The 14,470-nt window shown below is 40.1% G+C and carries 23 protein-coding genes; 5 read left to right on the top strand and 18 right to left on the bottom strand.

Annotation, left to right across the window (positions count from 1 at the left end; all coding sequences use genetic code 11):
* The first annotated feature begins 28 nt into the window (after positions 1–28).
* The 5 genes from astA (at position 29) to AC27IF_RS01425 (ending at position 4,615) form a co-directional block, all read left to right on the top strand.
* Positions 29–1,054, top strand: a complete 1,026-nt coding sequence (astA, locus tag AC27IF_RS01445) for an arginine N-succinyltransferase (protein WP_487051454.1) — start codon at positions 29–31, stop codon at positions 1,052–1,054.
* A 24-nt stretch (positions 1,055–1,078) separates the two neighbouring features.
* Positions 1,079–2,548 carry a succinylglutamate-semialdehyde dehydrogenase gene (astD, locus tag AC27IF_RS01440; RefSeq protein WP_487051452.1) on the top strand — a complete coding sequence of 490 codons (1,470 nt, stop codon included), beginning with the start codon at positions 1,079–1,081 and terminating at the stop codon, positions 2,546–2,548.
* 230 nt (positions 2,549–2,778) lie between these two features.
* Positions 2,779–3,579 carry a 2-oxoadipate dioxygenase/decarboxylase family protein gene (locus AC27IF_RS01435; RefSeq protein ID WP_487051450.1) on the top strand — a complete coding sequence of 267 codons (801 nt, stop codon included), beginning with the start codon at positions 2,779–2,781 and terminating at the stop codon, positions 3,577–3,579.
* A gap of 142 nt (positions 3,580–3,721) precedes the next feature.
* Positions 3,722–4,081, top strand: a complete 360-nt coding sequence (locus tag AC27IF_RS01430) for a DUF3802 family protein (protein WP_487051448.1) — start codon at positions 3,722–3,724, stop codon at positions 4,079–4,081.
* Between the two features lie 120 nt (positions 4,082–4,201).
* A complete protein-coding gene (locus AC27IF_RS01425; RefSeq protein WP_487051446.1) occupies positions 4,202–4,615 on the top strand; it encodes an OsmC family protein in 414 nt (137 codons plus the stop codon).
* Positions 4,616–4,818: 203 nt separating this feature from the next.
* Here the strand turns inward: AC27IF_RS01425 and AC27IF_RS01420 are convergent, their stop codons facing one another.
* The 18 genes from AC27IF_RS01420 to rplN all read right to left on the bottom strand — a co-directional run bounded on the left by AC27IF_RS01420 (position 4,819) and on the right by rplN (position 14,456).
* On the bottom strand, positions 4,819–5,718 hold the full coding sequence (locus AC27IF_RS01420; RefSeq protein ID WP_487051444.1) for a phosphoribulokinase: 900 nt from the start codon (positions 5,716–5,718) through the stop codon (positions 4,819–4,821).
* A 198-nt stretch (positions 5,719–5,916) separates the two neighbouring features.
* On the bottom strand, positions 5,917–6,321 hold the full coding sequence (gene rplQ / locus AC27IF_RS01415) for a 50S ribosomal protein L17 (RefSeq protein ID WP_487051442.1): 405 nt from the start codon (positions 6,319–6,321) through the stop codon (positions 5,917–5,919).
* A 44-nt stretch (positions 6,322–6,365) separates the two neighbouring features.
* Complete coding sequence (locus tag AC27IF_RS01410) at positions 6,366–7,355, bottom strand: DNA-directed RNA polymerase subunit alpha (protein ID WP_487051440.1); 990 nt, start codon at positions 7,353–7,355, stop codon at positions 6,366–6,368.
* Between the two features lie 28 nt (positions 7,356–7,383).
* Positions 7,384–8,004 carry a 30S ribosomal protein S4 gene (gene rpsD, locus AC27IF_RS01405; RefSeq protein ID WP_487051438.1) on the bottom strand — a complete coding sequence of 207 codons (621 nt, stop codon included), beginning with the start codon at positions 8,002–8,004 and terminating at the stop codon, positions 7,384–7,386.
* Positions 8,005–8,035: 31 nt separating this feature from the next.
* Positions 8,036–8,425, bottom strand: a complete 390-nt coding sequence (gene rpsK / locus AC27IF_RS01400; protein ID WP_114325558.1) for a 30S ribosomal protein S11 — start codon at positions 8,423–8,425, stop codon at positions 8,036–8,038.
* Between the two features lie 13 nt (positions 8,426–8,438).
* A complete protein-coding gene (gene rpsM / locus AC27IF_RS01395; RefSeq protein ID WP_138622977.1) occupies positions 8,439–8,795 on the bottom strand; it encodes a 30S ribosomal protein S13 in 357 nt (118 codons plus the stop codon).
* A 161-nt stretch (positions 8,796–8,956) separates the two neighbouring features.
* On the bottom strand, positions 8,957–9,070 hold the full coding sequence (gene rpmJ, locus AC27IF_RS01390; RefSeq protein ID WP_130603190.1) for a 50S ribosomal protein L36: 114 nt from the start codon (positions 9,068–9,070) through the stop codon (positions 8,957–8,959).
* Between the two features lie 30 nt (positions 9,071–9,100).
* Positions 9,101–10,426: a preprotein translocase subunit SecY gene (secY, locus tag AC27IF_RS01385; protein WP_487051435.1), complete on the bottom strand. Its 1,326-nt coding sequence runs from the start codon at positions 10,424–10,426 to the stop codon at positions 9,101–9,103.
* 8 nt (positions 10,427–10,434) lie between these two features.
* Entirely contained in the window at positions 10,435–10,869 is a 435-nt protein-coding gene (gene rplO / locus AC27IF_RS01380; protein ID WP_487051433.1) for a 50S ribosomal protein L15, read from the bottom strand.
* 2 nt (positions 10,870–10,871) lie between these two features.
* Entirely contained in the window at positions 10,872–11,051 is a 180-nt protein-coding gene (gene rpmD, locus AC27IF_RS01375; RefSeq protein WP_353537953.1) for a 50S ribosomal protein L30, read from the bottom strand.
* 6 nt (positions 11,052–11,057) lie between these two features.
* Entirely contained in the window at positions 11,058–11,567 is a 510-nt protein-coding gene (gene rpsE / locus AC27IF_RS01370) for a 30S ribosomal protein S5 (RefSeq protein ID WP_487051430.1), read from the bottom strand.
* Between the two features lie 9 nt (positions 11,568–11,576).
* Entirely contained in the window at positions 11,577–11,930 is a 354-nt protein-coding gene (gene rplR / locus AC27IF_RS01365) for a 50S ribosomal protein L18 (RefSeq protein WP_487051428.1), read from the bottom strand.
* 9 nt (positions 11,931–11,939) lie between these two features.
* Positions 11,940–12,473, bottom strand: a complete 534-nt coding sequence (gene rplF, locus AC27IF_RS01360) for a 50S ribosomal protein L6 (protein ID WP_487051426.1) — start codon at positions 12,471–12,473, stop codon at positions 11,940–11,942.
* A 10-nt stretch (positions 12,474–12,483) separates the two neighbouring features.
* On the bottom strand, positions 12,484–12,873 hold the full coding sequence (rpsH, locus tag AC27IF_RS01355; protein ID WP_487051424.1) for a 30S ribosomal protein S8: 390 nt from the start codon (positions 12,871–12,873) through the stop codon (positions 12,484–12,486).
* A gap of 19 nt (positions 12,874–12,892) precedes the next feature.
* Positions 12,893–13,198, bottom strand: a complete 306-nt coding sequence (gene rpsN, locus AC27IF_RS01350) for a 30S ribosomal protein S14 (protein WP_487051422.1) — start codon at positions 13,196–13,198, stop codon at positions 12,893–12,895.
* A 4-nt stretch (positions 13,199–13,202) separates the two neighbouring features.
* A complete protein-coding gene (gene rplE, locus AC27IF_RS01345) occupies positions 13,203–13,748 on the bottom strand; it encodes a 50S ribosomal protein L5 (protein ID WP_487051420.1) in 546 nt (181 codons plus the stop codon).
* 12 nt (positions 13,749–13,760) lie between these two features.
* Entirely contained in the window at positions 13,761–14,075 is a 315-nt protein-coding gene (gene rplX, locus AC27IF_RS01340) for a 50S ribosomal protein L24 (protein WP_487051418.1), read from the bottom strand.
* Positions 14,076–14,087: 12 nt separating this feature from the next.
* Positions 14,088–14,456: a 50S ribosomal protein L14 gene (gene rplN, locus AC27IF_RS01335; RefSeq protein WP_011041461.1), complete on the bottom strand. Its 369-nt coding sequence runs from the start codon at positions 14,454–14,456 to the stop codon at positions 14,088–14,090.
* Between the last annotated feature and the right edge of the window lie 14 nt (positions 14,457–14,470).

Below are 14,470 nucleotides of genomic sequence, written 5' to 3'. Positions count from 1 at the left end.
ATTGTCTTCTAATCATCGAGAGCTATTTATGATTATCATCCGCCCAATTAGCATGACTGATTATGACGATCTATATCGTATTGCCATAGAGTCTGGCCATGGTTTTACTTCATTACCTGTTAATGAAGATATATTAAGAGCCCGCATTAGCCATTCTGAAGAATCTTTTAAAGCACAAGTAGAACAACCTGGTGATCAAGGTTATTTATTCGTAATGGAAGATACAGAAGCGGGGCAAGTCGTTGGTACTACAGGTATTGAAGCTGCCGTTGGTTTAGATAATGCATTTTATCACTATCACCTAGGTAAAGTAGTCCATAGCTCTCGTGAGTTAGGTATTCATAATACGGTTGCAACTTTGTCGTTATGTAATGACTACACTGGAGCAACCGAAATATGCACTTTGTTTTTACAACAAAGTCATCGTAAAAACAGTAATGGTCGATTTTTATCTCGTTGTCGTTTTTTATTTATGGCTGAGCACAAACAACGCTTTTCAGAGTGCGTTATCGCAGAAATGCGTGGTGTCAGTGATGAAGAAGGAAGATCACCTTTTTATGACTGGTTAGAAGAACACTTTCTTTCCATTCAGTTTACTAAGGCCGATTACTTAACAGGTATTGGTAATAAAGACTTTATCGCAGATTTAATGCCTAAGTATCCTGTTTATGTCAACCTGCTGAGTGAAGAAGCACAGCAAGTTATTAATAATGTTCATAGCAATACTGTTCCTGCATTACGATTACTTGAAGCTGAAGGTTTTTCTCGTCGTGGTTATGTTGATATTTTTGATGCTGGCCCAACCGTTGAAGCTGAGTTAAGTCAAATAAAAGCAGTACGCAAGAGTAGTAGATATCAAGTATTAATCGATGATACTTGTGCTGAAGAAGGCACTCAAAAATACATAGTTACCAACACTAAGGTAGAGAGTTTTAGGGCGACACAAGTCAAATTAACACCTCGAGAAACCGCTAAACAAGTGGTTTTGAAAAGTGATGTTGCCAATGCCTTACAAGTACAGCAAGGTGATTGGGTTCGCCTACTAAGTAATTAATCGCCTAATTAAATAGGAAAATATATGTCAAACGTTCAATTTATAAATGGTCAATGGCTTGCAGGCCAAGGACATGAAATCACCTCATTAAACCCTGCTCGAAATGAAGTTATCTGGAAAGGTAAAACAGCTTCTCCTGAACAAGTGGCAGAAGCCATTACTTGTGCTCGCTCGGCCTTTGAGTCATGGTCAACGATCAGCTTTGATGAGCGCGTTAACATAGTGACCAAATTTGTTGAACTACTTGGTGAAAACAAAGATGCTTTAGCAAATACCATTGCACTTGAAACCGGAAAGCCTCGCTGGGAAACATTGGGTGAAGTAGGCGCAATGATAGGTAAAATTAATATTTCATTAAACGCTTACAAAGAACGTACGGGTACCGTTGAAAATCCGATGCCAGGTGCTAAAGCATTTATCCGTCATAAACCACACGGTGTTGTAGCGGTATTTGGTCCGTATAATTTCCCTGGCCACCTTCCTAATGGCCATATTGTGCCAGCACTTATCGCCGGTAATACCATTGTATTTAAACCAAGTGAGCTAACTCCGAAAGTTTCTGAAGAAGTGCTAAAACTTTGGCAAGCGGCAGGTTTACCTGCAGGTGTTATAAACCTAGTACAAGGTGAAGTAGAGACAGGCAAAGCATTAGCAAGTAATAAAATGATTGATGGCTTATTCTTCACAGGTAGTTCAGCTACAGGGCATTTATTACACGAACAGTTTGGCGGCGAACCGGGGAAAATCCTTGCTCTTGAAATGGGTGGAAATAACCCTCTCATCGTTAAAGATATCAGTGATGTTAAGGCTGTGGTACACGATATTATCCAATCTGCTTTTGTAACAACTGGCCAACGTTGTACTTGTGCCCGTCGCTTATTCATCGAAAATGGTGAACAAGGCGATGCAATTATGAGTAAATTGATTAGTGCGACTAAAGAGCTTGCTATTGGTTATTATGATGATGAAGAGCAACCATTTATGGGCTCTATGATTTCTGAAAAAGCAGCGTTAGGCTTAGTTGCTGCTCAACAGAAACTACTTGATTTAGGTGCAACGTCTTTACTAGAGTTGAAACACTTAGAAGAAAATACCGGCTTTGTTTCACCAGGGATAATTGATGTCACTGACATTGTTGCTGACGTTCCTGATGAAGAATATTTTGGCCCCTTATTAAAAGTATATCGTTATACAGATTTTGATGACGCAATAGATGAAGGCAATAACACTGGCTTTGGTTTATCTGCTGGTTTACTTAGTGACAGTGAAGCATTATATAATCACTTCTTTACACGCATACGCGCAGGTATTGTTAACTGGAACAAACCTATCACTGGTGCCAGTAGTGCCGCACCATTTGGTGGCATAGGAGCAAGTGGAAACCATAGAGCAAGTGCATTTTATGCTGCTGACTACTGTGCATACCCTATCGCTTCTGTAGAAGCTGAAAAAGTAAGCTTACCAGCAACATTAAGCCCAGGTATTAAGCTTTAATAATGCGTCTTAAAGATACTTATATATTTGCACATAAAAGAGAAGAAGGGTTTCGTCCCTGCTTCTTTAAAAGTATCGATCAAATCTAAACTTTGGCGGTAGCGGATACTGTCGCCAAAAATTTCTTTGTTATATAAACTGTAAAACCATAGTTATTTTTCACTGTTATTCGTTGCAACAAAAATTTTAACACTTTAATTTTTATTAGATTTAACATCAGAGGACAACTTATGACAGCTCAAGTTACAGAATTATTTAATCACATATGGCAGCAGTATCTTGCCGTCACTCCATCAGCAGATAAAATTCATCAATTACTAGGTAATGGTAATGATGTCATCAACGACCATGTTGCTTACCGTACTTTTAACATCGATAAGGTTAACTTAAATAAACTAGCTAATCATTTGCTAGCAATTGGCTACACCGAATGTGGGCAATATGATTTTGCTGCGAAAAAACTTACCGCTAAACATTTTGAGCACAGTGATGACACAATGCCAAAGGTATTCATCAGTGAGCTACGCGTTGAGGAGTTTTCTTCAGAGATCCAACAAATCATCCATAAATTAGTTGATTCTTTACCTGAAAACATAAGTCAGCAACCAAACTTTCTTTACTCAGGTCGACCATGGGCTATTAGCTCATCTGACTATCAAACGCTACTTGCCGAAAGTGAATATGCAGCTTGGCTTGCAGCATGGGGATATCGTGCTAACCACTTTACCGTGAGTATTAACCACTTAGATGGTTTCGACTCTATCACTGAAGTTAATAGTCGCCTTAAAGATGCGGGTCATAAACTAAATACTAGTGGTGGAGAAATTAAAGGTGATGAAAATGTTAAATTAGAACAATCATCAACTCTAGCTGATAAAGCAATCGTAGAATTTAGTGATAAACAGCTTGAAATTCCAAGTTGTTTTTATGAGTTTGCTAAACGATACCCATTAGCAAACGGCGAATTATATACAGGTTTTGTTGCCGCTTCTGCGGATAAGATATTTGAAAGCACAAACAGTACCGATTAATTAATTCTGCAAAAATGAGGCTGAATTTACGATAACAGCCTCATTTAATTACCTTAATATCTTTTTTTAAAAAACTCCACAACGGTAATAAAATACCGCTATACTGAAAACAAGTTCAAACAAAAGAGCGCTGCCACCTTTTATGGTCATAGATACTGAGGGTTATATTCACATTATTGAATATTTAACTGAGCATTTAAGTTTTTTTGAAAATTCAACAAGCTCTGATGACAGTGCAGATAGTATTATAGTGTTAATTGAGCAAGAGCTTAGTGAGCAAGTCATCTCAGTTTGTAACCAAAACGAAAACCTTACCTTTAATCAACGTAATGCTATTATCCGCGAAATAGATGCCATTGTTTACGATCTCGAAGAAATATTATCAGGCGTAATTAATAACCCTGCAACAACACAACAAAGTCGATTTATTAAAGAATTTTCTGGTTTAATTAAAAATTTATTCGACTCTGAAATTAACAACCAACTCATCGAAGCCCCATAATTACATTGCCAACTGTCAAAGCTTATTGACAAGTATCAACAATATTTATTCTACTGCCCTCTAGTGATGCAATTGTATTTTAGCTACTATATTCCTTTAAATTTCTCACGAGTTAACATAATGAAAGCACAAGTAGAATGGGTAGGAGAAGAGTTATTTCTAGGTACTTCAGAAAGTGGCCATACACTGGTATTAGATGCTAATGGCGGTAACTTGGCACCTAGCCCTCTAGAAAATATTCTAATGTCATTAGGCGGTTGTTCATCGGTTGATGTAGTGGGTATTCTCCAAAAAGCTCGTCAAGAAATAAGTCACTGTAAAGTTGAAATTAGCGGTACGCGTGTCGAAACAGTTCCTAAACTTTTTTCAGATATACACTTACATTTTGTTATCACGGGCAAAAATATTAAAGAGAAACATGTTGAGCGCGCAGTTGCCTTGTCTGCAGATAAATATTGCTCGGTGGCGTTGATGCTAAACGGCAAAGTAAGTATTAGTCACGACTTTTCTATTATCAATAGTGAAATATCTTAGTGATAGCTCAGAAGCTATTTTAAAAGATTATTAGTATTAACGAGTAGTATGGTCGTACTATTGCCTTAAGAAGTTCTATATAAGCTTTCAGAGGCCTTGAAATAAACATTCTATAGATAAGCTATCTTAATATAAGTAAGTATGCTTACTAGCAAATAAGTGGGCATAGCACTCATAAATAATATGGTTAAGAGATCAACATATTACAGGTCACTCATCCAATCTAATTGTTTATTAGCCTGCGTTTTGCGCTCAATCAAATCTCGAATTAACGGTGTTAAAATAAGCTCCATAGCTAAGCCCATTTTACCACCCGGCACTACTAACGTGCTAACTCGCGACATGAACGAGCCGTCAATCATGCGCAAATAATATTGGAAATCTACATTTTTAACTTCACGAAAGCGAATAACCACAAAGCTCTCATCTAAACTGGGTATCGCTTTTGCGCTAAACGGGTTGGAGGTATCAACGGTTGGAACTCTCTGGAAGTTGATGTGAGTTCGCGAAAACTGTGGTGTGATAAAAGATATATAGTCTTCCATACTGCGCACTATGCTCGCCGTTACAGCTTCTCTACTATGACCCCTTTTGTTAGTATCGCGGATTATCTTTTGTATCCACTCCAAATTAACAATTGGAACCATACCTATCAATAAATCAACATGTTTAGCGACATCATTATCTTCGGTGACTACACCACCATGTAAACCTTCATAATATAATAGATCTGTACCTTCACCCAATTCTTCCCATGGTGTAAATGTACCAGGCATTTGGTTATAAGGAACAGCTTCATCAAAAGTATGAAGATAACGTCGCATCATACCTTTTCCTGTTTCACCGTAATTACTAAATAACTTTTCTAAGGCACCAAAATCATTTGCCAAATCACCAAAATAACTAATATTTGTATGTGTCTCTTTAGCCTTACGTTTCTCAACATCCATCTCTTGTCTTGAAAAACGATGGAAACTATCCCCTTCAACATTAACCGATGTTATTCCTAATGAACGAAAGATGTGTTCAAAGGCCGCTGTAGTAGTGGAAGTCCCTGCACCAGATGAACCAGTAATAGCAATAATAGGGTTTCGAGAAGACATGGCAACTAACTCTGACTAGGAATACCAATTATTATAAATCAGTATAAGGAAATGATAGCTATTTTATACGGGGAATTAAGCCGAAGATCAAGTACAGCTATAGACTTGTTTTCGTTAATTATAAACAAGCTAAGGTTTATTCCACAAAAAACAAAAAACCCAGCCAAGGCTGGGTTTTTAAGTAAGTTAAGCTATCGCTTAAGCTTCTGCTGACTCTTCAACTTCTTCAACAGCTTCTTCAACTGCTGGACGGTCTACTAATTCAACATAAGCCATAGGAGCTTTATCACCAGTACGGAAACCACATTTTAAAATGCGAGTGTAACCACCTGGGCGTTCTTGGTAACGTTCACCAAGTTCGCTGAATAAAATACCTACTACTTCTTTATCTTGTGTACGAGCAAATGCTAAACGACGATTTGCAACACTGTCGGTTTTAGCCAATGTAATCAAAGGCTCTACAACGCGACGTAGTTCTTTAGCTTTAGCTACAGTCGTTTTGATAACGCCGTGCTTAACTAAAGAGCTTGCCATATTGCGGAACATCGCTTGGCGATGACTGCTATTACGGTTTAACTGGCGACCACTTTGACGATGACGCATGTGTTAATCCTTCTTAAAAAACTATTAAAAAAACGATGATCGAACTAGTCGTTGTCAACGATGCTTTCAGGTGGCCAGTTTTCTAGGCGCATACCTAGAGACAAACCACGAGACGCTAACACGTCTTTGATTTCAGTTAATGACTTCTTACCTAAATTAGGCGTTTTAAGAAGCTCAACTTCAGCACGTTGTACTAAATCACCAATATATTGAATTGCTTCTGCTTTTAAACAGTTAGCTGAACGGACAGTTAGCTCTAGATCATCAACAGGACGAAGCAAGATTGGGTCAAACAATGGTTTTTCTTCCACTTGTTCAACTTCTTTAATATCACGTAACTCAACAAACGCATCTAGCTGTTCAGCTAAAATAGTTGAAGCGCGACGGATAGCTTCTTCCGGATCCAATGTACCATTGGTTTCCATATCTAAAACTAATTTGTCTAAATCTGTACGTTGTTCAACACGTGCAGAGTCAACATCATAAGCAATTCTTACTACTGGGCTGAATGAAGCATCAACTAACAAACGACCAATAGCACGATCTTCTTCCTCGGCATCACGGCGCGCTGAAGCAGGTACGTAACCACGACCCATTTCAATTTTAATGCGCATACTGATAGAACCTTCACCTGTTAAAGTACAGATTACATGATCTGGGTTTGCAATTTCTACATCACCATCATGTTGGATATCAGCTGCCGTTACAGGGCCTTCACCTGACTTAGTTAATGTTAGAACGGCTTCATTTTTACCTTCTAAATTAACTGCAAGCCCTTTAAGGTTTAGCAATATTTCGATGATGTCCTCTTGAACACCTTCTTTACTACTGTACTCGTGTAATACGCCATCAATTTCTACTTCAGTTACAGCACAACCTGGCATTGAAGATAAAAGGATGCGACGTAAAGCATTACCTAAAGTGTGACCAAAACCACGCTCTAATGGCTCTAAAGTTACCTTAGCGCGACGAGGGCTAACGTTTTCAATACCAACCATTCGTGGTCTAAGGAATTCGGTTACAGAACCCTGCATATATGTCCTCTCTTAAAGTGCAACTTTACTACTTAGAGTAAAGTTCAACAATCAACTGTTCATTAATTTCGGCAGATAAATCAGCTCTATCAGGAATACGCTTGAACGTACCTTCAAGTTTTTTGTTATCTACTTCAACCCAAAGTGGTTTTTCACGTTGGTCGGCTAACTCTAATGCAGCAACAATACGTGCTTGAGTTTTAGACTTTTCACGAACAGAAACCACATCTTCAGCTTTAACAGTGAAAGATGGAATATTAACTACACCGCCATTTACCACGATAGCCTTATGGCTAACTAATTGACGAGCTTCAGCACGAGTGCTGGCATAACCCATACGGTAAACTACGTTATCCAAACGAGTTTCTAAAAGTTGTAACAAGTTCTCACCTGTATTACCTTTTAAACGTGCCGCTTCTTTGTAGTAATTACTGAATTGTTTTTCTAGTACGCCATAAATACGACGAACTTTTTGTTTTTCACGAAGTTGAACACCGTAGTCTGACAAACGACCGCGACGGGCGCCGTGTTGACCTGGTATTGTTTCGATTTTACATTTAGTGTCAATTGCTCTTACACCGCTTTTAAGGAACAAATCTGTACCTTCGCGACGACTAAGCTTTAACTTAGGACCTAAATATCTAGCCATTTTCTTTCTCCAACTATCCTAAAAAAAGCGATTAAACGCGACGTTTCTTAGGAGGACGACAACCATTATGAGGAATAGGTGTAACGTCAGTAATGTTGGTGATTTTAAAACCAGCAGCATTTAAGGCACGGATAGCAGATTCACGACCTGGACCTGGACCTTTAACGAACACTTCAATATTCTTCAAGCCAAACTCTTTTGCAGTAGCGCCTGCGCGGTCTGCAGCTACTTGCGCAGCAAAAGGGGTAGATTTACGTGAACCACGGAAACCTGAACCACCTGCAGTCGCCCAAGATAAAGCATTACCTTGACGGTCTGTAAGAGTCACGATTGTGTTGTTGAAAGAAGCATGGATATGAGCCATGCCATCAGCAACTTGTTTTTTTACGCGTTTACGCGAACGAACTGGTGTTTTAGCCATTGTCTAGTTCCTCTTACTTCTTAATTGGCTTACGAGGACCTTTACGGGTACGCGCATTTGTTTTAGTGCGTTGACCACGTAGAGGAAGACTGCGACGGTGACGAATGCCACGGAAACAACCTAAATCCATAAGACGTTTAATGTTCATTGAAACTTCACGGCGCAAATCACCTTCTACGGTAAATTTGTCCACTTCAGCGCGAAGCAAATCAATTTTTGCTTCGTCTAATTCACTGATCTTCGTTGATTCTGCGATACCGGTTGCTGCACAGATTGCTTTCGCACGTGTAGCTCCAATACCGTAAATCGCAGTAATGGCGATTACTGCATGCTTACGATCAGGGATGTTAATGCCAGCGATACGGGCCACTAACACATCTCCTATAGTTATTTAAAATTACTTTGGTTGGAAAGCCCGTTAGGATACCCAACCATTCTCTTTTTTCGCAAATCGAAGCGGCATTATACAGAAAAATCTGCATAATGCCAGTTCAAAAAGATTTGGGTTATTTTCAAGCTTGACGCTTAAAATTAACCTTGTCTTTGTTTGTGCTTTGGCTCTGAGCAAAGAACGCGAATAACGCCTTTACGCTTAACCACTTTACAATTACGACAAATCTTTTTTACGGATGCACGTACTTTCATTTTATACTCCGTTAACTCTTTGGGCTCGGTCTAACGACCGCCGCCTTTTAAGTTCGCTTTTTTAAGTACATTGTCATATTGATGAGACATCATATGCGTTTGTACTTGTGCCATAAAGTCCATAATCACAACCACGATAATCAATAATGATGTACCGCCGAAATAGAACTGAACGTCCCATGCCATGATCATAAACTGTGGAACCAAACAGACAAAGGTAATATACATCGCACCAGCTAAGGTTAAACGCGTCATTACTTTATCTATATATTTGGATGTTTGTTCACCCGGACGAATCCCTGGAATGAACGCACCTGACTTTTTCAAGTTATCTGCTGTTTCACGCGGATTGAAAACAAGCGCCGTGTAAAAGAAACAGAAAAATATAATTGCTGCTGCAAGCATCAATACATACAAAGGTTGCCCTGGCGACATCGCCTGAGAAACACCTTGTAAGAAATCAGCCATTGGCCCTTCACCTTGTCCAAACCAGCTCGCAAGCGTGCCAGGGAACAAGATAAGGCTAGAGGCAAAGATTGGTGGGATAACACCCGCCATATTCACTTTCAGTGGCAAATGTGTGCTTTGCGCAGCAAAAACCTTACGGCCTTGTTGGCGCTTAGCATAGTTAACAACAATACGTCGTTGACCACGTTCCACAAAGACTACTAAGAAAGTTACTGCAAATACCACAACGCCAATTAGCAATAATACTAATAAGTGCAATTCACCTTGACGCGCCATCTCAGCTGTTTGACCAACTGCTGATGGCATGCCAGCAACAATACCCGCGAAGATAATTATAGATATACCATTACCAATACCACGTTCAGTAATTTGCTCACCTAACCACATTAAAAACATGGTACCAGTAACCAAACTCACTACTGCCGTGAAATAGAAACCAAAGCCAGCATTTATAACTAAGCCTTGCATCATATCCGGTAAACTTCTGGCAATCGCTATCGATTGTACTGTTGCTAGAACTAATGTGCCGTAGCGTGTGTATTGACTGATTTTACGTCGTCCAGCTTCACCTTCTTTCTTAAGCTCTGCAAACTTAGGACTTACCACAGTTAACAGTTGCATAATAATTGAAGCTGAGATGTACGGCATAATACCTAATGCCAATACCGAGGCTCGCTCAAGTGCACCACCGGAGAACATGTTAAACATTTCTACAATGGTGCCCTTTTGTTGTTCAAAGAACTGAGCTAATACAGCGGCGTCAATACCAGGGATTGGTACAAATGATCCTAAACGAAGCACAACTAAGGCAACGAATACAAACCATAATCTTTGTTTAAGCTCAGACAAACCGCCTGCGCCCTTATTATCCATTCCTGGTGTAGCCATAATCTGTATTATTCCTCGATGTTACCACCGGCAGCTTCAATAGCTGCACGAGCACCTTTAGTTACGCCTAAACCGCGAACAGTGATCTTGCGAGTAATTTCGCCAGACAGCATGATTTTTGCTGTTTCAATGTTACGGCTGATTAGACCAGCATCTTTTAACGCGTGAATATCAACAACATCACCTTTGATAAGGTTTAATTCATGTAAACGTACTTCAGCGCGAACTAAAGATTTACGTGAAGTAAAACCAAATTTAGGTAAACGTTGTTTCAATGGCATTTGACCACCTTCAAAACCAGGACGTACACTACCACCAGAACGTGACTTCTGACCTTTGTGACCACGACCACCAGTTTTTCCGATGCCTGAACCAATACCACGACCACAGCGCTTCTTAGCTTTGTGAGATCCCGGTGCAGGGGATAAAGTATTTAAATGCATTATTAATCCTCCACCTTAACCATGTAATAAACCTTGTTAATCATACCACGTACAGATGGAGTGTCTTCTAACTCAACTGTATGATTGATACGACGTAAGCCAAGGCCTTTCAATGTAGCTCTATGTTTCGGTAAACGACCAATAGAACTTTTAACTTGTGTTACTTTAACTGTTTTAGACATGCTGAATTATCCCAGTATTTCATCAACGCTAAGACCACGTTTAGCTGCCATGCCTTCTGGCGAATGCATATTCGCTAGGGCAGAAACAGTAGCGCGAACTACGTTGATTGGGTTAGTAGAACCGTATGCTTTTGACAATACGTTCTGAACGCCTGCAACTTCAAGTACTGCACGCATCGCGCCACCGGCGATGATACCTGTACCTTCAGAGGCTGGTTGCATGTAAACTTTAGAACCTGAATGACGGCCTTTAATGGCATGTTGAAGAGTAGTACCCTTCAAGTCAACAGTTACTATGTTACGACGTGCTTTTTCCATTGCTTTTTGGATTGCAGCAGGCACTTCACGTGCTTTACCGTAACCAAAACCAACACGACCATTTCCGTCACCAACTACTGTTAATGCGGTGAAACTGAAAATACGACCACCTTTAACCACTTTTGATACGCGGTTAACGGCGATTAGCTTTTCAGCCATATCACTTTGTTGTGAGTTTTCTTGATTATGATTAGCCATTATCAACCCCTAGAATTGAAGACCAGCTTCACGAGCTGCTTCTGCTAACGCTTTTACGCGACCGTGGTAAAGGAAACCAGAGCGATCAAAAGCAACTTTAGAGATGCCTTTGGCTACAGCACGTTCAGCAATTGCTGTACCTACTGCAGTTGCTGCTGCAACATTACCTGTTTTTTCAACTTTAGCTGCAACTTCTTTGTCTAAAGTAGACGCTGATGCGATTACTTCAGAACCCGTAGGAGCAATAAGTTGAGCGTAAATGTGACGAGGAGTACGGAATATAACTAAACGATTCGCACCCAACTCGCTAATTTTTGCACGAGCGCGTTTAGCGCGGCGCAAACGAGATGTTTTCTTATCCATAGTATTACCCTACTTCTTCTTAGCTTCTTTACGACGAACGTATTCATCAGCGTAACGTACACCTTTACCTTTATAAGGCTCTGGTTTACGGTAAGCGCGAATGTTCGCTGCGGTTTGACCAACTAAATGCTTATCAGCACCGGTAAGTGTGATTTCAGTTTGGCTAGGAGTTTCACATTTAATTCCTTCAGGAATAGCGTGCTTGATAGGGTGTGAAAAACCTAAAGATAAATCAAGAGATTTACCTGCAGCTTTTGCACGGTAACCAACACCTTGTAAAACCAATTTCTTTTCAAAACCTTTACTTACACCTTCAACCATATTATTGATTAAAGCACGTGCAGTACCGGCTTGTGCCCAGGCATTTTTATCATCTGAAGAAACACCAGTAATGATTGCATTTTCTTCTTGAGAAATTGCTACAAAACTGTGAATCGTACGTGATAATTCACCTACTGGACCTTTAACTTTTATGTCTTGACCTGATAACGTAACGGTAACGCCAGCAGGGATAACGACAGGTGCTTTTGCAACACGAGACATAGTATTCTCCTTACTCTACGAAACCAAGAACTTCACCGCCAATACCCGCAGAGCGAGCGGCACGATCCGTCATCAAACCTTTAGAAGTAGAAACAATCGCAATACCCATGCCAGCAAGAACTTTAGGAAGTTCATCACAGCTTTTGTATATACGAAGACCAGGACGTGAAACACGCTTGATCACTTCAATTACTTCTTTACCTTCAAAATATTTCAATTCTACAGATAGCTCAGGCTTTACATCGCCCGCTACTGAATAATCTGAAATATAACCTTCTTCTTTAAGTAAGTTAGCAATTGCAACTTTTAACTTTGAAGACGGCATTGTTACTGCAACTTTTGCTGCAGATTGACCGTTGCGGATGCGTGTAAACATGTCCGCGATAGGATCAGTCATCATAACCATTTACTCCCGTGAATTACCAACTAGCTTTCTTAAGACCTGGAACTTCACCACGCATAGTTGCTTCACGCAACTTAATACGGCTTAAGCCGAATTTACGTAAGTAACCATGTGGACGACCAGTAACGTTACAACGATTACGTTGACGGCTACTTGATGAATCACGAGGTAAACTTTGAAGTTTCAATACAGCATCCCAGCGTTCTTCTTCAGAAGAATCTACACCAGAGATGATTGCTTTTAACGCAGCACGCTTTTCAGCATATTGTGCTACTAACTTGGTTCTTTTAGCTTCACGAGCTTTCATTGACGTTTTAGCCATAACTCTACACCTTCTTCTTGAACGGGAAGTTGAAGGCAGACAATAAAGCATGTCCTTCTTCGTTATCTTTCGCGCTAGTAGTAATAGTGATATCCATTCCGCGAATTTTATCGATTTTATCGTAATCGATTTCAGGGAAGATAATTTGCTCACGAACGCCCATGCTGTAGTTACCACGACCATCGAATGACTTAGGATTTAAGCCACGGAAGTCACGGATACGAGGAATTGAAATAGAGATTAAACGCTCTAAAAATTCCCACATACGCTCGCCGCGTAGAGTTACTTTCGTACCAATAGGATAGCCTTCACGAATTTTGAAGCCCGCAACTGATTTGCGTGCTACTGTCGTGACCGGCTTTTGACCTGAGATTGCAGTAAGATCATTTGTGGCGTGTTCTAACACTTTCTTATCAGAAATTGCTTCACCAACACCCATGTTAAGGGTGATCTTTTCAATCCGAGGGACTTGCATGACACTTTTGTAACCGAACTCTTTAGCAAGTTCAGCAACAACTGTATCTTTGTAAAAATCATGCAGTTTCGCCATCGTTTACTCCAATTAAATTAATTCGTTATCAGATTTGAAGAAACGAACTTTTTTGCCGTCTTCAATTCTAAAACCAACGCGGTCAGCCTTGCCCGATTTCGGGTTAAGGATAGCTACGTTAGAAACATGCAAAGGTGCTTCTTTTTCAATGATGCCACCAGGCTGCTGTAACTGAGGTACAGGCTTAGTGTGCTTTTTGATTAAGTTAACGCCTTCTACGTATACTTTGCTGTCTTCAACAAGAACTTTAGTAACTTTACCAGTTTTGCCCTTGTCTTTACCTGCAAGTACGATTACTTCATCATCACGACGAATCTTAGATGCCATTATCGTGACTCCTTATAGTACTTCTGGTGCTAATGATACGATCTTCATAAATTTCTCATTACGAAGTTCACGTGTCACAGGCCCGAAAATACGAGTACCAATTGGTTGTAAGTTAGCATTTAACATTACAGCCGCGTTTTCATCAAAACGGATGGCAGAACCATCTGTACGACGAACACCTTTCTTAGTGCGCACCACTACCGCAGTGTGAACATCACCTTTTTTTACTTTACCGCGAGGACTTGCTTCCTTTACGGCAACTTTGATGATATCACCAATGCGTGCATAGCGACGGTGCGAGCCACCAAGAACCTTTATACATTGAACACGCTTAGCGCCACTGTTATCAGCAACATTCAGCTGTGATTGCATTTGGATCATTGATTTTTTGCTCC

This window comes from Colwellia sp. KS18-150, from assembly GCF_057551365.1.
Note: the sequence above shows the minus strand (reverse complement) of the source record. Positions and strands in the feature narration are given on the sequence as shown.